We start from the raw sequence: 20,562 nt of genomic DNA on the forward strand, positions 1-20,562 counted from the left end.
AATGACTCGAGTTATCGGTATATGATAGTTGAAATAGTTTATAAGACTGTTAGAATGTAGATACAGAATTGAGGTGACTATGATGGAGATGGATCGACTTAATGAGAATACAATCAGAGTCATTCTTAGTACGGAAGATTTACAAGAACGTGGCGTAACTGTTTTAGATTTGTTAGGTAACAAGAAGCAAATCGAATCGTTCTTTTACAGTATTTTGGATGAAGTTGATAAGGATCATGTCTTTACGAATAATGAACCAGTTACTTTCCAAATAATGCCAAACAAAGCAGGTTTGGAGCTGTTAATCAGTAAGAGTGATGATTCTGAAGATACAGATTCATTGCCATTAAATGGGCTACAAGGTTCAGTCGTTAATAATAATGATGATACTAACGAGGCAAAAATGGGTACTGAGGAATATGATAGTGATACAGCACCATATTTGAATGACCCAGATACACCTACGAAGACGGTTATTGTTGAATTTAAAGACTTTGAGGACTATGTCCAATTGGCTGATTTATTACACTTAGAAAGTGGAATTTCAAATCTTTGGGAATATGACAATAAATATTACTTGCAGTTGATTCTGTTTACAGATGAGATGCATGAAATGACTTATAGTGATGTTTTGGCTTTACTTAGTGAGTATAGCTTTAAAACAAAGGTCACAGCAGCTGTCCTATCAGAGTATGGTAAGGAAATCATGTCTAAGACAGCTTTGGAACTTACTAGATATTATTTTGATAAAAAATAAAACCAACTCAATTAGGGTTGGTTTTTTTTTGCGTAATTTTATCTAGAGGTGATGGAAGTGTATGCCGCTTTAAATGAAATGGGATTATTAGTTGATGCACTGCAAGCGAAAAAAGAAAATAATTATTATTGTTGTCACTGTAAACAAAGAGTGAAATTGATCGTTACAGAATCACGAATTTATTTTCGACACAGAAATAAATGTAATAACGAAATAAACGAGCGTTTGATTCATCAAAAAGGTAAGAAGATGTTGATGAATGAACTGAGTAAATTGAATCCGCGGTCTTTAGCAAGTGAGGTTTATTTATCAAAAATTAAACAGCGACCGGATATTTTAGTTAATGGGAATTTTGCGGTTGAGTATCAGTGTGCGCAAATTAATGCTGATATTTTAACTAAGAGAGTTAATGGGTATCGTAGTGTGGGAATAAAAAATATTTGGATCTTGGGTGGTCATTATTTAAAAAACAAATTGGGACGCGAGCATTTAAAATTTATTTCCTATAATAAAACTTGGCAGTTTTACCTATTAACCTTAGATTCACAGCAAGGGATAATGACACTTTTTTATAACATTGAATTCATCGGTCCATTTAATAAAATGATTTATCAAAAAAGAATTTTTTCAAGAACAAAATTTTATAAATTGTTTATATTTCGACCAAAATTAATTCAAAAATTGAGAATATATACTGATAAACGCTGGTTAAAGAAAATCAGAAAAAAGAACGACTTAGTATCGCAAAGGTTCAAATTAAACTTTTATACAGTACACAAAATGACGGTGGAAGAGTATCTCAAAGAAGATAAATTTGATGCGGAATTTCCTATATTTGCTAATCCAGCTTGGCAAAGACGTTGTGGTCAAATGCCTAAGCGGTTGAAGCAGCCATTGTTAAAAAAATAGCTACTAGAAACCCTATTGTTGGGATCTAGTAGCTATATTTGTTTGTAAAACTATTTTCTAAATCTATCTAAACTGATAACTGTTCCAGAAGTAGAAACATTACTGGCAACATCTTGTGGAAGTTCTCGTTCTAACAGGATGTTAATGTTATTGGTAATATCTTCTTGAGAAGTAGATTCTCCAAAATTATTGATCATCATGCCTGGTTTTTCATCGTCTTCACAATCAAAAATTACAGCCGTTGGTGCCTTTTGAATATGCATTTCCATTGATAATTGTTGGTCACGCTTTAAACCTTGGCTGACACATTGGCTTTCTTTATCAGTCATGATGGACTTGTAATCAAGCCCACTATTGTTAATTACGCGCCTGATAGTGTTATCATCAAAGGGATTATTCAAAATATTTACTTGTTCTTGAAGATTCATTAAAAAGTTACGTGCTTTTTTGTTACCCTGACAGGATGCTGCTTTATAAAGTTTTGCAGCTTCAATTACATCTTGAGATGCACAGGTACGTTCCTTAATGTCGGTAATCTTGAAACCTTTTAATTGAACATAATCGTTAATTGTTGCCATATTATAGTTCGTCACAAAATGATATTGTGTATCAATATCGTGTTTTCTAGTGAAATCAATAATTGCTTGTTCCACTTTTAAACAATACGAACATAATGGATTAATATATAAAAATACTTCCCACATTATGTTTCCCTCCATCTCTATTGCAATGTCATTCTACCAACATTTTTAAAAAAGGTAAAATTTTAAACTCAAAGATTGGTAATATTTATATTTAGATGAATCTTTTACAAAACTACGATATATTTATATTAAAGCGAGGTTATTATGTCAGAAATCAAATGGAATGAATTTTTGATACCTTATTCACAGGCAGTTGATGAGCTAAAAATTAAATTTAGAAATTTACGAAAAGAATTCCTCGAAAAAAATGAACATTCACCTATTGAATTTGTGACAGGACGTGTTAAAACGGTCGATAGTATTAAGGAAAAGATGCGTCGCCGATTTATTTCTAAGGAATTATTGGAACAAGATATGCAAGATATCGCAGGAATAAGAATCCAGTGTCAGTTTGTGGAGGATATTTACGAAGTGGCCAAATTATTGCATATCCGTGAAGATATGCGTGTTATTGAGGAACGTGACTACATTGCTAACAGTAAGCCAAGTGGTTATCGTTCATATCACGTCGTAATCGAGTATCCAATTCAAACATCTAATGGACAGATAAATATTCTTGCTGAGATCCAAATCAGAACTTTAGCAATGAATTTCTGGTCAACAATAGAGCATTCGTTAAATTACAAATATAAAGGTGATTTTCCTGAAGAGATCAATGAACGATTAAAACGAGCTGCTGAAGCCTCATTCATGTTGGACGAAGAGATGTCCAAAATACGGGAAGAGATTCAGGATGCTCAGCAATACTTCACAGATCGAAAACGGGATTTAAATGGCCCAACGGAGCAGGATAAAAAATGAAATTATGGATTAATAATAACAACAAAGAACAGTCGGTTGAAGCGGCAAATAAATTACGCAGTAAATTGTTAAATGCTGGGTTAATATTGGATCGTCGTAATCCCCAATTAGTTATTAGTGTAGGTGGCGACGGAACACTTTTGAGTACTTTTCATGCCTATGCAGCACATCTGGACCGTGTAAGATTTTTAGCTCTGCATACTGGTCATTTAGGCTTCTATTCAGATTGGACAGATACGGAAATTGATGAATTGGCTAAGCGAATCATTGAATGTCAAGATAATATTCCTTCGACTAGTTACCCTGTTCTAGATATTGTTGTTGAGAATAAAGAGGGTTCACTTTTCCACGGAATAGCAATTAATGAAACGGTTGTTAGACGATTATCTTCTTTAACCATGAAGACACGTGTTGATTTAGATAAAGAATTCTTTGAAAGTTTTCGTGGGGATGGACTCTGTTTTTCAACACCAACCGGTTCAACGGCTTACTCTAAGTCAGTTGGTGGAGCCTTGATTCATCCAAAAATTAGTGTCTTTCAAATGATTGAAATTGCTTCGATTAACAATCGTGTTTACCGAACAATTTCTTCACCAATCATTATCCCTCACAATCAACAAGTCGATCTTTATCCACAGACAGCTGATGATTATGTTATTAGTTGTGATGGAATTACTACAAAGCTCAAGAATGTTAAGAAGATTACGATTAAGCTTAATTATCAACGAGCCCAATTTGCCCAATATCGTCATAGACATTTCTGGACTAGAGTAGAAACAGCTTTCTTAGCACAAAATGAAAAAAAATAATCGTTTCTTAAAATTTGTGATCAGTCCTAATGACAAGAAAACTATCCGTAAATTTCTCGTGCAGCATAAATTTTCCTCTAGTCAATTGCACAACATGAAAAATAAAGGTGGACGTATTTTTGTCAATCATAAACAACGACATTTCAATTTTCAGTTACATGATGGAGATGAGATGTTGATTGTCCTTAACGCTGAGGAACCATCGGATTTGATTAAACCAATGACAGGATCAGTAGATGTAATCTTTGAAGATGATTATCTATTAGTTGTTAACAAGCCACCAGGGATAGCCAGTTTACCCGCTAAAGCTCGTGATAGTAAAACGATGGCTAACTTAGTTAAGGCATACTTAATCTCTAAAAAAGAGAACAGTACGATCCATTTGGTTACCCGTTTGGATCGAGATACTTCAGGTTTAATGGTATTTGCAAAGACGTCGTATGCACATTCATTGTTAGATCAAATCCTTCACACAGAAGACTTTCAAAAGTTTTATTTAGCAATGATCTATGGACATATGGAACCAGCCAGTGGATTAATTGATTTACCAATTGGTATTGATCCGGATGCTTTTTATAAACGAGCAATTGACCATCAAGTGGGTAAGAAATCACAAACGGTTTATAAAACGGTGGAAAATTATGATAATGGTAGTCTGTTGGAACTTAAATTATTAACAGGACGAACCCATCAAATAAGGGTACATTTATCGGCTGTTGGTCATCCTATTATCGGGGATGATATGTACAGCCAAAAAATTGATCCTCGAATTCATCGACAAGCGTTACACTGTTATAATCTACAAATCGTTCATCCGGTAACAAAAGAGTTGTTAAATTTAAAGGCGCCTTTACCTCAGGATATGGTAATCTTAAAGAGTGTGTTAAGGGGTGAGAGAAATGGATGAAAATGAAAAGAGACTGCAAGAAAAATTTGAACAGTTAAAACGGTACCTCGATAGTGATGACAAGAAAAGGTTTCGAAAAACCTATCTTGATATGCATTTTTACGATCAAAGTACGTTCTATCTCACTTTAAATAAAGAAGAACGAGTTACGCTTTATTCCATCTTGGAACCGGATGAAATGGGCGATATGTTCGATACTATTGAAGATGACAATCCAGCAATTCCTGATTTGTTGAAGGAAATGGATTTGGATTATGCTTCAAAGATGTTGAATGATATGTATGACGATAATGCTGCTGATGTTTTGGAACATCTGGATAAAGTGGATGTTGACCGTTTTTTGGAGCAAATGCCTAAAAATGATGCTAATAATTTAAGAGGCTTGTTACATTATGATACTGAAACAGCCGGTGGTATTATGACTACTGACTATGTTCAGTTTCATGAAGAAGAGACATCGTCAGTAGCCATTAGGGCTTTGAAAAAGTTTGCCGAAACGGCTGAAACAATTTATTACCTATACATTTTAGATAGTCATGATGATTTAGTCGGAGTGATGTCATTACGTGATTTGATCATGTTGGATGATAATGACATTTTAGGTGATCATATGAATAGCGACGTTATAACGGTTAATGTTGATGCTGAACAAGCTGAGGTAGCCCAAGTCTTCAGAGATTATGAGTTCTTAGCTGTTCCAGTAGTCGATCATTCAAATAAGATGGTTGGTATCGTTACGGTTGATGATGTTATTGAAGTTATTGATGATGAGGCTCAACAAGACTATTCTGGTTTGGCCGGTGTTAGTATGGATGAAGCTAATAATGATGGACCATTCAAAGCTGCCTCAAAGCGATTACCTTGGTTGATAACTTTGTTATTACTGAGTATGATTACGGCAACTTTAATCAATCATTATGAAAGTTTATTAGCTGAGGCTAGTATTTTGGCGGTTTTTATTTCTACAATTACAGGTACGGCTGGTAACGCGGGTACACAGAGTTTGGCTGTTGCTGTTAGGCGTCTAGCAGTTGAAGAAATCAATCGCCATGAGTTTTTAAAACTAATAGGTAAGGAATTGATTACTGGTTTTGTAACTGGGTTAGTTACTGGCGTTTCGGTCTTTCTATTAGTTGGTATTTGGAAACATAACTTTGTTTTGGGTATGGTTATTGGTTTAGCTATGTGTGCCGCTATAACGGTCGCCAACTTAGCCGGTAGTTTAATTCCAATGTTAATGTCTAGTTTTGGATTTGATCCTGCTGTGGCCAGTGGACCATTTATTTCGACGTTAAGTGATTTAACCAGTGTTTTGATTTACTTTAGTATCGCTGGCGTATTTATGCAATATTTCGTTAAAGCTTGAAAAAGTGGAATATGGGATGCTTTCCACTATAAAAATAGTTAATAAAAAAGCTCAGTATAACGACCATCAAGGATGATTGTTACACTGAGCTTTTTTTATTATCTAGTTATTAACGCCATCGATAACTTTAGTACCGTGGACTTCTTTGACACCTAACTTTTCAGCAATAGTGTCACAGTTTTGATAGTTAACACCACCACCAGGCAGAATTGTAATTCTACCAGCAGCATAATCAACGTATCCTTTAATTTTATCGACGGTTTGATCAATGGAAGTAGTCAATGGACCACCATGAGTAAGGATACGATCAACATCATGGTCGACTAACCAATCAATTGCTGATTTTTTATTGTCTTCGGCTAAAGCATCAAATGCCATGTGGAAAACAATTTGCATACCGGCTGAAGCGGCAATTAGTTGTTCCATTGCATCTTCATCTAGATCACCATCGGCAGTTAAAGCACCGAAAGCAACCCCGTCAACACCTAATTTTTGAGCTTGGAAGAGGTCGGCTTCCATCATTTTGATCTCTAAATCGTTATAAACAAAATTTCCACCACGGGGACGAATCATTTCAACAACAGGAATCGACTTTTCTTGTAGATATTTTGTGCTTTCTTGAAGTACTCCTAGGCTAGGAGTAGTACCACCAACGGCAAGATTGTCGTTTAGCTCAATTCTATTAGCACCTTTCAGTACAGCAGTAGGAATATTAGTAAAGTTTTCAACAGCAACTTCTTTAAAAATAATAATCAACCCCTCTTATATTTATATTATTAAAAATAAAATCCCGACCAATTATAATACAATCGATCGAGATTTAACTAGCATATGAGATTAAGCCATCAATGCTTTAGAACCAAAGTAAGCAATTACGATAATAGCTAAAATGATTCTGTACCAACCAAAAGCCTTGAAGTCATTACGTTTAATGTAATCAAGCAAGAATTTGATTGAAGCATAAGCAACGATAAATGATACCAAAGTACCAACAAGAAGAATTATCGTTTGATCACCAGTAAAAGTATTACCATGTTTGAAATATTTAAATATTTTCAAAAGACTAGCACCAAACATTGTTGGAATAGCTAAGAAGAAAGAAAATTCAGTAGCTACGAATCTAGATGTACCAACGGTCATACCACCTAAAATAGTTGCACCGGAACGTGATGTACCAGGAACTAGTGAGAGGACTTGGAAAAGTCCAATTTGAAAGGCAGTTTTGTATGAAAGACTGTCCAGATCAGCTGTTTGAGGATCCTTATTCTTGAGCCAATTTTCAACGACGATGAATAAAATACCATAAATTAATAGTGTGGCCGAAATTACTTGCCAACTAGTAAGATGTTTATCCATCCAATCGTTTAGTGGAAGTCCGATAATTACGGAAGGTAAGATAGCAACAATAACTTTAAACCAAATACTCCAAGTTTGTTTCTTTTCTACGTTGTTTTTCTTGGGTGAGAAAGGATTCAATTTGTGGAAGTAGATGAGGATAACGGCTAAGATCGCCCCAAACTGAATAACTACCATGAACATGTTGATAAAAGCGGTAGGTTCGTTTAATTTAACGAATTCATCAGCTAAATACAAATGTCCAGTTGAACTGATAGGTAGGAATTCAGTGAAACCTTCGATAATACCAAGGATAATGGTTTTAATGATTTCAATGAACATAATAATTAATTATTCTCCTGACTAAATTTGGAACTAAATAAAGTGTACACATACACACTCAGGAATGGAAATATTATTTTCCAAACTAGTCAAAATTCCTTTTTTCATATTTCTCTTAAAGATAGTGATGTTATCTGAATCTTGGTTAGCTGCAATCAAGTACTTTTCAGAAGGGTCTAAGTCAAAGTCACGAGGGCCTTTACCATCTGATGAAGTAGTATTGATTTTCTTGAGACGGTCACCTTTTTCGTTAACACCAAAGAGGGCAATTGTATCAGCTCCACGAGTTGAGGCATAAAGGAACTTACCATCTTTTGTGATACGGATAGCTGCAGTAGTGTTCTTCTGTTCATCTTTAGCAGCTTCAACTTCATCAACTAATGTTAATCCAGCTGTTTCAGCATTGTATTCCATAACTAGAACCTTAGATGATAATTCGCAGGCAACATAGACGTATGGTTTTGTTGGATTAAATACCAAGTGTCTTGGTGCATAACCAGCGGGTGCAATATAGTTATTCATCAATTTAGGATTCTTAGCATCAGATATATCGTAAATATAAATACGATCAGCACCGTAATCACAAATGATTAATTTGCCATCTGGCGTAAGGCTACTGAAGTGAGGCTTAGATTGGTCTTGTTCAACACGAGGACCGTGACCTTCAAATTTAACCTCAGAATAGTGTTCGATCTTGCCGTCGTCAGTTAAATGATCAATTTTAACTTTGCTCAAATGGAAATAGGCACTAAAGATTAGATTACGACTAGCATCGAATTTAACGTATGATGGTGAAGTTTCTTCTGAGAAATCTTCATCCAATAATTTTGGTTCATCATTCTTAATATCGTAAACAACGATACCACCACGATCGCCTTTTTTAGCTAGGGCAATCAATTTTAGATTATTTGTTACGTCAATATATGTAGGACCATTTAATTCAACTAGGACTTTAGGTGTGGATAATTCACCATTATCGGAATTGAATTCAGCTGAATAAACACCTTTACCAGCTTTTTTTGTGTAACCACTAAAGAGAACCTTTTCAAACATTACAAAAACCTCCAAACATTGTATAGTATATAGTATATTCTTAATAGAAAATTTTTGGGGAGTACTTTATGAAAGAAACGCCGGAAAAAAGAAAAAGTTGGTTTTATCAATGGTTCTTGAATAATCAATTGACGGTGATTTTGATTAATGTTTTCTTAGTATTTTTGATAATTTATCTTTTTTCAAAGATAAAATTTGTTTTTGATCCGCTTAATCAGATTTTAGGAATAACCATGCCACCGGTTATTTTGGCTTTGATACTATATTATCTGATTAATCCGTTGATCAATGTGTTGGAAAACAAATTTCATGTTAATCGAATTATCTCAATTATATTTGTCTTTATTATTATTTTGGCACTATTAATTTGGGGTGTTATGTCTTTGATCCCGTTTGTTCAAGATCAGATTGATTCATTGGTTAAAAATTGGCCACAATATTGGAACTCTTTGAATAAGAGTTTGCAAAATATGTTTTCTGATCCTAAGTTACATATGGTGCGTGAGCGCTTGGTACAAACGAACACTAGTATCACAAAGAGTTTTGAAAAATCAATGGATCAGATTCTACCACAGACGGTTAATAATATTAGTTCCGCTGTTAGTGTCTTAACTAATGTCGTTGTTATTATTATGACAGCACCATTTATTCTGTTCTTTATGTTAAAAGATGATCGTAAATTTAAGGAATCAATTGTTAAGGTGATGCCTAATCGTATTAAGAAGTCAGTGGGCGATATGCTTTCTGAGATCAGTCAATCATTAAGTTCTTATATAACTGGTCAATTGACGGTGGCATTTTGGGTTGCTGTGATGTTCTTTGTGGGCTATCTGATTATTGGACAAAGATACGCTTTAGTTTTAGGTATTGTAGCTGGAATATTGAATTTAATTCCTTATATCGGTTCAACTTTGGCTCTAGTGCCTTCACTAGTTATTGCAGCTTTTATTGCGCCATCAATGGTATTAAAAGTTTTAATTGTCTTTGTTGTTGAACAAACAATTGAGACACGAGTTATCTCTCCAATAATTGTTGGTAATAAAATGCAGATGCATCCAGTTACAACTATTTTGGTCTTGTTAGTTTCAGCAGGGATGTATGGTTTAGTAGGTATGGTTGCTGGTATTCCAATTTTTGCTATCTTGAAAATCATCTTCACAAGATTCTTTAATTGGTTTAAACGTAATTCCAGTTGGTATGACGATGAAGATATTGAAAATTTGGATACAGAACCGGAAACAAGTACAGATAATGAAAAAAAATCTCAAGAAAATCACAAATAATTCACTTTTCTGTTGTCTAGACCGTACATGTCGTATATAATACACTATGAGTTTGCGGTTATTTGTTTTTCTCAGAAGAGATTTTGACAAAAGCAAGTAAACATAAGGCTTTACTAGCGCATGTCCTTGCTGTGGTGTTCACCGAGGGTATGCGCTTTTTTGTTTAAAGAAGGGGAAAAAATAAATGACTAATCACATTGCTTTATATGAACCACTAATGCCAGCTAATACTGGTAATATTGCTAGAACTTGTGCCGGTACTGACACTAAGCTACATTTAATTCGTCCACTAGGATTTAGCACAGATGATGCACATATGAAACGTGCCGGATTAGATTATTGGGATAAAGTCGATATTACTTATCATGACAATTTGAATGACTTTTTAGATTCCATTCCTGACGATAAGTATTTATACTTGATTACGAAGTTTTCAGATAAAGTCTATAGTGATCAAGATTTCTCTGACACTTCAAAGGATCATTATTTCTTATTCGGTAAGGAAACAACCGGTCTTCCTGAAGACTTCATGCGTCGTAATCCTGAAAAATGTTTGAGAATACCAATGAGTGACAATATTAGAGCACTTAATTTATCAAATAGTGCTGCTTTAGTAATTTATGAAGCTGTTCGTCAACAACATTTTGCGGGATTAGAGTTAAGTCATCACTATGAAAATGATAAACTGGATTAGAAATAAGCTATTAAGGAACTCATTATTATTTTGAATACAAGGGGTAAATTAATATGAAGATAAATAAAGGCGAAGTTAACGTTCAATCGTTCCATTATGATGTGGAGTCACCCAGTGCTGATGTGAAGACAGAATTGAACATCAATATTGAACATCCAGAATTTAAAGATGAAAATGGCGAACCATTAAATGAAGATGAAGGTAAAATTTTACAAGTAGTTGTGCCATTTGAAATTCATCCAGAAAATGCACCGTTTAAAGTATCTGGCTTGATTGGTCAAGTTGTTCAGCCAATTGGTTTCCATGGTGAAATTCAAGATCTAGAAGCTAAAGATGTTCAACAATTATCACGTCCAGTAGTTGAATACATTGAAACGTTGACTTATCAAGTAACAAGCGTTTCATTGAATCGTGGATTCTCCCTGAACTTTAACAAGGATATCGAAATTGAACCTAATCAAGCATTAAAGGATTTAAAGAATAAAGAGTCTAATAAATAAAAAACAGTCCATGCGGGCTGTTTTTTTTGAGTATCAAAACAGGTATAATTTTAATTGATTATTTATAGAATCGTGTGAGGTATTTATGGCAAGAAAAAAGGCAACTTCAAAGCCTAGAAAGAGAAAAACAACTACAAACAATTCACGGCTAATTAGATCGTTAGTTAGTTTGGTATGGATAATATTGTCAATTTTAGGTTTATTTAAATTTGGAATTGTCGGTAAAACATTTGATAATCTTTATCGAATGTTGGTGGGAGATAGTTATCCAGTTTTATTAATTATCAGCATTTTTGTTGCGGCGTTCGTTATAGCTACGGGAAGAATTCCCATCATGACGCCAAAGAGAAATTTTGGTTTATTGTTTGTATATTTAGGTTCACTAATTATTTTACATGGCATATTTTTCTCCAGTATGTCGTTATACCATAATTATAATTTAGTGACTTGGAATACGTTAGCGGCCGATATGACTCAAGTGTCGGTCGATAATTCAGTTGGTGGCGGTATGATTGGCTCATATTTATATAGTTTTTTCATGCCAATGTTTTCAACTATTGGAACTTACTTTGTAACAGCCTTAATTATTTTCATTGGAATATTGATGTTATTTAATGTAACGATGAAGCAAGTTTCAGTTGTAACGACTAATGTGTTAGTTTACTTTAAGCATTTGGCCATCAAAACTAAGGATGCTGTTACTGGTAAGTACGGTGATTATGTTGATCAAAGGGCAGTTGAAAAAGAAAAAGCATCACGAGTTAAACCAGAACCTGTAGTTGAACGTGATGACAGTAAGTTTAAAGATGTTAATAGTTTTGCTAAGAAAGAACCGGAAACTTCGGCTGATGATTCTGATTTTCATATCGATATGCCTAAGGCGCCGGATTTGAAACCAGATCTGGCAGATTCAACTTCTAATAGCACAGCTGAAGTTGTTTCAAAGCCTTATGGTATTGATGGAACTAAAGACAAGGATTTACCTGATCCAATTAGTTCTAAAACAGTTGAAACAGACGATAGTGACTATAAACTACCAGGTCCAGACTTACTTAAACAAATTCCGCAGACTGATCAAAGTGCAGAAGTGAAATTGATTGATGATAATAAAGACAAATTAAAGAAAACCTTTAAGAGTTTTGGTGTCGATGTTGAGGTTAAAAAAGCTAGTTTAGGACCAACTATTACTAAGTATGAAGTTCAACCCGCAGTCGGTGTAAAGGTAAGTAAAATTGTCAATTTAGCTGATGACTTGGCTTTGGCACTTGCTGCTAAAGATATTCGTATTGAGGCTCCAATTCCGGGTAAATCTTTTGTCGGTATTGAAGTACCTAATCAAACCATTTCAACAGTCTCATTTCGGGATATAACCGAGAATCAGAAGGATAAGACGCATCCATTAGTTGTTCCGCTAGGTAAAGAAGTTTCAGGTAACATTATCGAAGCTAACATCACCAAGATGCCCCATTTGTTGATTGCTGGTTCAACTGGTAGTGGTAAGTCTGTAGCTATCAATACGATTATTACTGGTATCTTAATGAAAGCAAAGCCAAGTGAAGTTAAATTAATTTTAATTGATCCTAAGATGGTTGAATTGAATGTTTATAATGGGATACCGCATCTTTTGATCCCGGTTGTAACTGATGCTAGACGAGCTGCTGGTGCGTTACAGAAGGCTGTTAAAGAAATGGAACGCCGTTATAAATTATTTGCGGAAACCAGTCATCGTAATATTGGTGAATACAACGCAGATGTTGATAAATTCAATAAAACAGCTGCTGATGAAGATAAGATGGAACATTTGCCCTATATCGTCGTTATAGTTGATGAGTTATCTGACTTAATGATGGTTGCTGGTCATGAAGTTGAAGCTGCGATTGTTCGTTTAGCTCAAATGGCTCGTGCAGCTGGATTACACATTATTATCGCTACACAACGTCCATCTGTTGATGTTATTACCGGATTGATCAAAGCTAATATTCCATCACGTATTGCTTTTGCCGTTTCCAGTGGTGTTGATTCAAGAACTATTTTGGATTCTGTTGGGGCTGAGAAGCTTTTAGGACGTGGTGATATGTTATTCCAACCAATTGGGAAGAGTAAGCCAGTTCGTCTGCAGGGAGCTTATATATCCGAATCAGAGGTTGAAAACGTAGTTAACTTTGTAAGTAGTCAACAGGCCGCTGATTATGATGAAGATATGATTCCAACTGATGTTGACGAGGGTGGTTCAACAAGCGATGATAAACCAAATGACGAATATTGGGATGATGCAGTTGAAATGATTGTTAAACAGCAATCTGCTAGTGTTTCAATGTTACAAAGAAGATTCCAAATTGGTTATAATCGTGCTGCTCGAATGGTTGATGAGATGGAAGATAAAGGTATTGTTGGACCTTCAGAGGGTAGTAAACCAAGGAAGGTTTTAATTACTGAAGAACAGTTAGAAACAATTAGGAAAAATCAGGTGAAAAATTGAAAAAAAGATTAGCAAAAAATATTTTTTTGAATATTAATCCAATAAAAAAATTCCGTACCATTAAGATTCAAATAGATTTCTTACGTCCACTAAATAAGGATGAAATGACTAGTCGTCGTTTATTGGCAAATGTTTTGTCCAATTCGACAAAGGATTATCCTAGTTTTCAAGCGATAAATGATCGTGAGATGGATCTCTATGGATCAGAGATAAGTGTTTATACACGTAACTTGTTGAACTTTAATGATTTAGCTTTTAGTGTAGAATTCGCCGATCCCGCATTCTTGATCGATGGAAAAACTCAAATCAAGGATAATTTAGATTTGCTTGGAGAGGTTATTTTCAAGCCTAATTTGAATGGCTCAGTTTTTGATAATGAAGCTTTTTCAACTGAAAAGCGTAATTTGATGTCTAATCTATTGTCGATTCAAGACAATCAGGATTTAGTCAGTTCACTTGGATTGATTAAATTGATTTATCGTGATGATCCTAATCGTCAGGTTCCAATTTTTGGTAGCGTGGAACAATTAGAGAAGTTGAACAATGATGAGCTTTTCAAGGCTTATCAAGACATTATTGCTAACGATTTGGTAATTATTAACGTAGTCGGTAATATTGATGAAACGGAATTTTCAAAATATTTGAATGAAAGTATTTTTGCTGAAAAATTAAAGAATGACCGTAGTGATTTAACTATTTCCTTTAGCAACTTTGATGATTTAATTAAGAATCCGGCTAATCAAATAGAACACAAACATTTGAATCAAAGCCGTATTGGTTTGGCATATGCAACCAAAGGGGTTTCTAAGGATTTCAATCGTATGGCACCGCAAGTAATGAATTTGATTTTAGGTGGTGATGATCAGTCACAACTATTTTTACAAGTACGAGAAAAAAATAGTTTAGCTTATTCTGTTTCTAGTACTTATCAACCAATCAGTCATTTAGTGACTATTCAGGCTGGTTTAGATGCTGATTCAATTGAAGAGGCGTTAACACTGATTGATGATCAGATTGCTTATATTAAAAATGGAAAAGTTACAGATGATCAAATCAAACATGCTCAAAAGGTGATGCTCACACGTCGTAAGATATCTACCGACTCAATTCAGTATTATATTATGCGTAGTATTTGGGAAACAATTTATCCTCAAACACTGTTGAGTAATCAACAATTTGAAGATGAATTAAACAATCTAGATAAAAAACATGTAGCAAGTGTAGCCGCACATATGCATGCAATCGCACAGTATCAATTGATTGGAGATTAATAATGACTGAGAGATTACAGAAATATACTAAGAAATTGGCAAATGGGTTTGAAATTGAAATTGTGCCTTTGCCAGGGTTTAATCAGGTCTATAGCGTCGTTATGGCTAATTTTGGGTCAGTTGACACCAAACAAGGTGTTAAGACTTTACCAGCTGGAATTGCTCACTTTATTGAGCATAAATTGTTTGCTAAACCAGGCTATGATGTTTCAGAGAAGTTCGCTAAGTATGGTGCAAACTCTAATGCTTATACTAGCTATACGAAGACGGCCTATTTATTTCAGACACTAGAAAATCCTTATGATAATTTGAAGATTCTTTTGGACTTGGTACAAAATCCTTATTTTACTGAAGAAAATGTTGCTTCCGAACGTGGAATTATTAATCAAGAAATTCAAATGTACTTGGATATGCCGGAATTTGTATTAGAACAAAGAATTTTGGAACAACTTTATCCTAATGATCCAATCGCTGAAGACATCGCTGGTACTAGTGACACATTACAATTGATCAATCAGAAGAATTTATTGCAAGCTTATCAGGATAACTATCGTCCAAGTAATATGGATTTGGTTATTGTTGGGGATGTTGATTCTGAAAGAATTGAAAATATTGTCGAAAATTCTAATTTTCAAACTTTGGGACAACCTTTGGAAAAGACTTTTAACAAATTAACTCCAATTGGTCCTGGTGGACAAGAACAAATGGATATTAGTCAGGCAAGATCCGCCTACGGTATAAGGATAGATATTGATATGTCTGGCTATGATTTAGTTAAGAAACAATATGAAATGAATATGGTAATGGAGACTTTGATTGGTGAATCTTCCAGTAATTACCAGGAAATGAACCGATTAGGAATAATTGATGATAGTTTTTCTTATAATGTGGTTGCAGAAAACAACTATTGTTTTATCATTATTAGTGGGTCAACTAATAATTCTGAAGAATTTCAGGAATATCTTCAAAAGCATTTGTCATATGAGAGTTTAAAAGCCGTTTTAACGGATACAAAATTCGAACGTATCAAACGTGATGCAATTGGTGCTTACTTATTCGCACAAAATTCACCAGAAGCGATCGCTAATCAGATGGCAGAATTGTATTTCTACAATGTGGATTACTTAGAATTAATTCATATGATCAATTCAATTCATCGTGATGACTTACTAGAAGTTTCTGAACAATTTTTGAAAGATGAAAATTGCACCTACTATAATCTATTACCAAATAGGAAGTAAGCTATGTATGCATTGATCATGGGTAGTTCGGGAGATATTGGAACAAGCAGTGCTAAGAACTTGGCCGCTAAGGGATGGTCTCTTTATCTGCATTACAATAAAAATTCTGAACGTATCGAAAAATTACGAGCACAGCTCGTTGAAAAGTATCCAAAACAAGATTTCATACCAATCAAGTTTGATATGGAGCATGACAACGTTGAAGATTTGACGAAACAAATTTTCGGATTAGATGCAGTCGTTTTTGCACAAGGAAATACGTACTATAAGTTATTAGTTGATATTTCCGAATCAGAGATTGATTCATTGTGGAATATTCACGTCAAATTGCCAATCTTAATCTTGAAGCAACTTCAAGATAAGTTGGCTAAAACTCATCATGGTAGAATCGTCTTCATTGGTTCCATTTACGGAAAAGTTGGTTCAGCAATGGAAGTTGTCTATAGTACCGTTAAAGGTGCAATGTCCTCGTTTGCTGATGCTTACGCCAAGGAGGTAGCTTCATTAGGTATCTCAGTGAATGTGGTAGCTCCTGGGGCAGTTAATACCAAAATGAATACGCAAGAATTTTCAAGTGAAGATCTGGAAAATGTTAAAGAAGAGATTCCAGCTGATAGGTTGGCAAATCCTGATGAGATAGCTGATTTAGTCAGTTATCTTGTCAATATCAAATCAAATTATTTAACTGGACAAACAATTTATTTTGCCGGCGGCTGGTTGTTATAAGGTCGTTAGTAGTTAGATAATAATTTATGTTATACTTAGAAAAATTAGTTAATCGGTGGTAAAAAATGGACGAAATTGGCCAAAAATTAAGAAATGCACGTATCAAAAAAGGCTACACAATTGATGATTTGCAACAAATCACCAAAATTCAAAAACGTTATTTAATTGCTATTGAAGAAGGTCAATTTGATCATCTTCCCGGTGATTTTTACGTGAGAGCATTTATCAAACAATATTCTGATGCCGTTGGTATCTCTAGTGATGATTTGTTAGAGGAATATAAAGCTGATATTCCTAACTCCCAACCATCACAAGAAGCAGCTCAACAAGAGACAAAGACACGTTCTATCAAGGAAGAATCAAATTCTTTCTTCTCTAATTTAGGAAATTACATTCCTCAAATCGTTGTGGGAATCGTTGTTATTGTTATTATTGCTGTAATTGCTTTTGGAATGGTTCATCGTAATCAAAATGCATCTAGCGTAACTATCCCAAAGGATAATACAACTCAAACAACTAAGAAAAAGACAGCCAAAAAGTCAACTAAGACGACTAAAAAGGCTACTGCTAAAAAGAAAACGGCAACTAAGACTGTTAGTGTTAAATCTTCAGGAGATAACACATATACTGTTACTAACATGCCTACAGATGGTTTAAAAGTTGTTGTAGCCGGTAATAACGGTCAGGCTTGGATTCAATTTACTGAAGGTTCAAATACAACTTGGCAACAAGCTTTGAGTTCAGGAGAAAAGAAGGAAACAACTGTTCCTGCTGATACTACTAGTTTTAAGATTCAAACTGGTAATGTTAACAATACAGAAATTACAATTGATGGTAAGAAGCTTGACTTAGGAACTACTGACAGTAGCAGTTCAATTGTCAAAACACTTACATTTAATGTTGAAAAATAAAGTAATGGTGTCTAATCTAATAAGAGTGGACACCATTATTTTGTAAAAAAGAGTTATTATTGGAGGACGTTTTAAATGGTATGGAATTTACCTAACAAATTAACAATGCTTCGAATTATTTTGATTCCAGTATTTATTATTCTATTGGCTTTTGGTTGGTCAGATTTGGGGGAGATTTACGTTCTAAACAATTTGATTCCAATGAATCATGTTTTAGCAACAGTTGTCTTTATCATAGCCTCATTAACGGATTTAGCCGATGGTAAGATTGCTCGTAAGAACCATTTAGTAACTAACTTTGGTAAGTTTGCCGATACTTTGGCAGATAAGATGTTGGTTATGACAGCATTAATTTTCTTAGTGAGTTTCAAAATGGCACCGGCTTGGGTTGTTGCAATTATTGTTTGCCGTGAATTAGCTGTTACTGGTCTTAGAACGATTGTTCTTGAAGAGGGTGGCAAGGTCATGGCTGCTCAAATGCCTGGTAAGATCAAAACTACTACACAAATGATTGCAATTATTTTCTTGTTGATGAATAATATTTTCTTCTCCGCAATCAATATTCCAATTGGACAAATTTTCTTATATATCTGTTTAATTTTCACTATTTACTCTGGTGCTGATTATTTCTATCAAGCAAGAGATATCTTCAAGAAATAATACGTAATTTGAAAGAGAGAGCAATGAATAAATCAATTGAAATTTTAAAAGAAGCTGAACAGGCCAATTTTGAAAATGGATTGCCTCAAAAATGGTCTGACTTTACTACAGAAACAGTTGAAAAACTTAAACAAAAAAATTTAAGGGTTACAGCAGCTGAAAGTTTAACGGCAGGTCTTTTTCAAGCAACCGTAGCTTCAGTACCTGGAGCATCGAATATTTTTGATGGTGGATTTGTTACTTATGCTGATGAAGTCAAGGTTAAATTATTAGGAATGGACCCTAGATTGATTGAACAGTACACAGTAGTCAGTAATCCGGTAGCTAAGGCTATGGCTGAATTGTCAGCTGAAAAAGTAGATGCTGATATTGGACTTGGTTTTACTGGAGTGGCTGGTCCAGATCCATTGGAAGGTAACCCTGTGGGTACGGTCTTTATTGGTGCTTGTAACCGTCAGAACCATCAAGAAATTATTAAAGAATTTCACTTTGAAGGTACAAGACAAGCTATTCGATTAAAATCAGTTTTGTGTGGATTTGCTCTCATTCAAGAAATAATATAACGAACAAACATTTGTTCGCTTTTTTCTTGCTTTTTTGATGGATTACTAATAATATACTTAGTGATGAATGCATTAGGAGGAAAGCAATTTGGCTAAAGATGAACGACAAAAGGCTTTAGACGTAGCCTTGAAAAAGATTGAAAAGGATTTTGGTAAAGGTGCCATTATGAGAATGGGTGACGACCTTAATACTCAAATCTCCACAGTTTCTACGGGCTCTTTGGCTCTAGACAATGCTTTAGGTGTTGGTGGATTTCCAAGAGGTAGAATCGTTGAAATTTATGGACCTGAAAGTTCTGGTAAAACAACCGTAGCTTTACATGCCGTTGCTGAAGTACAAAAGCAAGGCGGAACAGCCGCTTATATTGATGCTGAAAATGCTATGGATCCAGAATATGCCAAAGCATTAGGTGTTAATATTGATGATTTATTGCTATCCCAACCTGATACTGGTGAACAAGGACTAGAAATTGCTGATGCTTTGGTAAGTAGTGGTGCGGTCGACATTGTTGTTGTCGATTCTGTTGCTGCATTGGTACCACGTGCCGAAATTGAAGGTGAGATGGGTGATGCTCACGTTGGTTTACAAGCAAGACTGATGTCACAAGCATTACGTAAACTATCTGGTTCTATCAATAAAACTAAGACGATTGCACTTTTCATTAATCAAATTCGTGAAAAAGTTGGAATTATGTTCGGTAATCCAGAAACTACACCTGGTGGTCGTGCTTTGAAATTCTATTCAACTATTAGATTGGAAGTTCGTCGTGCGGAACAAATCAAAGATGGTTCAGATGTAATTGGTAATCGAACAAAAATCAAAGTTGTTAAGAATAAGGTTGCTCCACCATTTAAGGTTGCTCTAGTTGATATCATGTATGGTAAGGGAATTTCTCAAACTGGTGAGTTAGTCGACATGGCTGTTGATAAGGATATTATCGATAAAAGTGGTTCATGGTACTCATATGGTGATGAAAGAATTGGTCAAGGTCGCGAGAACGCTAAGACTTATCTATCCGAAAATCCTGAAAAGATGGACGAAATTAAACAAAAAGTTCGTACAGCTTATGGCATGGATGGAACTAAAGAAGAAGCTGAACCTGAAGAGGGAAAAACTGATTCTAAAGTTAAAAAAGATGCTAAAGATTCCGAAAAAAAGAATGAGAATATTGATTTAATTCCTGATTCTAATAAAAAAGAGACTGAATAAGTCTCTTTTTTTCTTTTTATTTGGTTGACAGGCTATATTTA

21 protein-coding genes are annotated in these 20,562 nt (G+C 34.7%); 17 read left to right on the forward strand and 4 right to left on the reverse strand.

Annotated features, from left to right (window positions below; genetic code table 11):
- Positions 1–82 precede the first annotated feature (82 nt).
- Positions 83–757 (forward strand): adaptor protein MecA, encoded by a 675-nt coding sequence (locus LKACC16343_RS06240; RefSeq protein WP_054643070.1) that lies wholly within the window; start codon positions 83–85, stop codon positions 755–757.
- A gap of 57 nt (positions 758–814) precedes the next feature.
- The gene (locus tag LKACC16343_RS06245; RefSeq protein WP_056953897.1) at positions 815–1,666 is read left to right on the forward strand and encodes a competence protein CoiA; all 852 of its coding nucleotides are present in this window, start codon (positions 815–817) and stop codon (positions 1,664–1,666) included.
- Between the two features lie 50 nt (positions 1,667–1,716).
- On the opposite strand, the gene LKACC16343_RS06250 is transcribed toward LKACC16343_RS06245, so the two are convergent.
- Positions 1,717–2,370: a DsbA family protein gene (locus LKACC16343_RS06250; RefSeq protein ID WP_056953899.1), complete on the reverse strand. Its 654-nt coding sequence runs from the start codon at positions 2,368–2,370 to the stop codon at positions 1,717–1,719.
- A gap of 144 nt (positions 2,371–2,514) precedes the next feature.
- On the opposite strand from LKACC16343_RS06250, the gene yjbM reads away from it, so the two are divergent.
- The 4 genes from yjbM to mgtE are packed head-to-tail and all read left to right on the forward strand — an operon-like array spanning position 2,515 to position 6,253.
- Entirely contained in the window at positions 2,515–3,171 is a 657-nt protein-coding gene (yjbM, locus tag LKACC16343_RS06255; protein ID WP_025084617.1) for a GTP diphosphokinase, read from the forward strand.
- Positions 3,168–3,980, forward strand: coding sequence for an NAD kinase (locus tag LKACC16343_RS06260; RefSeq protein WP_056953901.1), 813 nt, complete (start codon positions 3,168–3,170; stop codon positions 3,978–3,980). The genes yjbM and LKACC16343_RS06260 overlap by 4 nt, the downstream gene beginning before the upstream one ends.
- Positions 3,967–4,887 (forward strand): RluA family pseudouridine synthase, encoded by a 921-nt coding sequence (locus LKACC16343_RS06265; protein ID WP_056953903.1) that lies wholly within the window; start codon positions 3,967–3,969, stop codon positions 4,885–4,887. Before LKACC16343_RS06260 ends, LKACC16343_RS06265 begins: the two co-directional genes overlap by 14 nt.
- Positions 4,880–6,253, forward strand: coding sequence for a magnesium transporter (gene mgtE / locus LKACC16343_RS06270; RefSeq protein WP_056953905.1), 1,374 nt, complete (start codon positions 4,880–4,882; stop codon positions 6,251–6,253). The genes LKACC16343_RS06265 and mgtE overlap by 8 nt, the downstream gene beginning before the upstream one ends.
- Before the next feature lie 102 nt (positions 6,254–6,355).
- On the opposite strand, the gene LKACC16343_RS06275 is transcribed toward mgtE, so the two are convergent.
- The 3 genes from LKACC16343_RS06275 to LKACC16343_RS06285 all read right to left on the reverse strand — a co-directional run bounded on the left by LKACC16343_RS06275 (position 6,356) and on the right by LKACC16343_RS06285 (position 8,983).
- A complete protein-coding gene (locus LKACC16343_RS06275; protein ID WP_056954057.1) occupies positions 6,356–7,000 on the reverse strand; it encodes a copper homeostasis protein CutC in 645 nt (214 codons plus the stop codon).
- 90 nt (positions 7,001–7,090) lie between these two features.
- Entirely contained in the window at positions 7,091–7,930 is an 840-nt protein-coding gene (locus tag LKACC16343_RS06280; RefSeq protein ID WP_056953907.1) for an undecaprenyl-diphosphate phosphatase, read from the reverse strand.
- A 33-nt stretch (positions 7,931–7,963) separates the two neighbouring features.
- A complete protein-coding gene (locus LKACC16343_RS06285) occupies positions 7,964–8,983 on the reverse strand; it encodes a lactonase family protein (RefSeq protein WP_056953910.1) in 1,020 nt (339 codons plus the stop codon).
- A gap of 68 nt (positions 8,984–9,051) precedes the next feature.
- Between LKACC16343_RS06285 and LKACC16343_RS06290 the strand changes: the two genes are divergently transcribed.
- The 11 genes from LKACC16343_RS06290 (at position 9,052) to recA (ending at position 20,521) form a co-directional block, all read left to right on the forward strand.
- A complete protein-coding gene (locus LKACC16343_RS06290) occupies positions 9,052–10,266 on the forward strand; it encodes an AI-2E family transporter (RefSeq protein ID WP_056953912.1) in 1,215 nt (404 codons plus the stop codon).
- Between the two features lie 184 nt (positions 10,267–10,450).
- A complete protein-coding gene (gene trmL, locus LKACC16343_RS06295; RefSeq protein WP_056953914.1) occupies positions 10,451–10,960 on the forward strand; it encodes a tRNA (uridine(34)/cytosine(34)/5-carboxymethylaminomethyluridine(34)-2'-O)-methyltransferase TrmL in 510 nt (169 codons plus the stop codon).
- Positions 10,961–11,013: 53 nt separating this feature from the next.
- Positions 11,014–11,460 (forward strand): DUF1149 family protein, encoded by a 447-nt coding sequence (locus LKACC16343_RS06300; RefSeq protein WP_025084608.1) that lies wholly within the window; start codon positions 11,014–11,016, stop codon positions 11,458–11,460.
- A gap of 85 nt (positions 11,461–11,545) precedes the next feature.
- A complete protein-coding gene (locus tag LKACC16343_RS06305) occupies positions 11,546–13,939 on the forward strand; it encodes a DNA translocase FtsK (protein ID WP_056953916.1) in 2,394 nt (797 codons plus the stop codon).
- Entirely contained in the window at positions 13,936–15,210 is a 1,275-nt protein-coding gene (gene yfmF, locus LKACC16343_RS06310) for an EF-P 5-aminopentanol modification-associated protein YfmF (RefSeq protein ID WP_056953918.1), read from the forward strand. Before LKACC16343_RS06305 ends, yfmF begins: the two co-directional genes overlap by 4 nt.
- A 2-nt stretch (positions 15,211–15,212) precedes the next feature.
- On the forward strand, positions 15,213–16,451 hold the full coding sequence (gene yfmH / locus LKACC16343_RS06315) for an EF-P 5-aminopentanol modification-associated protein YfmH (RefSeq protein WP_056953920.1): 1,239 nt from the start codon (positions 15,213–15,215) through the stop codon (positions 16,449–16,451).
- 3 nt (positions 16,452–16,454) lie between these two features.
- Positions 16,455–17,177, forward strand: coding sequence for an elongation factor P 5-aminopentanone reductase (ymfI, locus tag LKACC16343_RS06320; protein ID WP_056953922.1), 723 nt, complete (start codon positions 16,455–16,457; stop codon positions 17,175–17,177).
- 65 nt (positions 17,178–17,242) lie between these two features.
- Positions 17,243–18,088 carry a helix-turn-helix domain-containing protein gene (locus LKACC16343_RS06325; protein ID WP_056953923.1) on the forward strand — a complete coding sequence of 282 codons (846 nt, stop codon included), beginning with the start codon at positions 17,243–17,245 and terminating at the stop codon, positions 18,086–18,088.
- Between the two features lie 75 nt (positions 18,089–18,163).
- Positions 18,164–18,748, forward strand: a complete 585-nt coding sequence (gene pgsA, locus LKACC16343_RS06330) for a CDP-diacylglycerol--glycerol-3-phosphate 3-phosphatidyltransferase (RefSeq protein WP_056953925.1) — start codon at positions 18,164–18,166, stop codon at positions 18,746–18,748.
- A 23-nt stretch (positions 18,749–18,771) separates the two neighbouring features.
- On the forward strand, positions 18,772–19,311 hold the full coding sequence (locus LKACC16343_RS06335) for a CinA family protein (RefSeq protein ID WP_056953928.1): 540 nt from the start codon (positions 18,772–18,774) through the stop codon (positions 19,309–19,311).
- 88 nt (positions 19,312–19,399) lie between these two features.
- Positions 19,400–20,521 carry a recombinase RecA gene (gene recA, locus LKACC16343_RS06340; RefSeq protein ID WP_056953930.1) on the forward strand — a complete coding sequence of 374 codons (1,122 nt, stop codon included), beginning with the start codon at positions 19,400–19,402 and terminating at the stop codon, positions 20,519–20,521.
- The last annotated feature ends 41 nt before the right edge of the window (positions 20,522–20,562 follow it).

The sequence above is a fragment of the Companilactobacillus bobalius genome (assembly GCF_002179915.1).
GTDB classification, from domain to species: Bacteria; Bacillota; Bacilli; order Lactobacillales; family Lactobacillaceae; genus Companilactobacillus; species Companilactobacillus bobalius.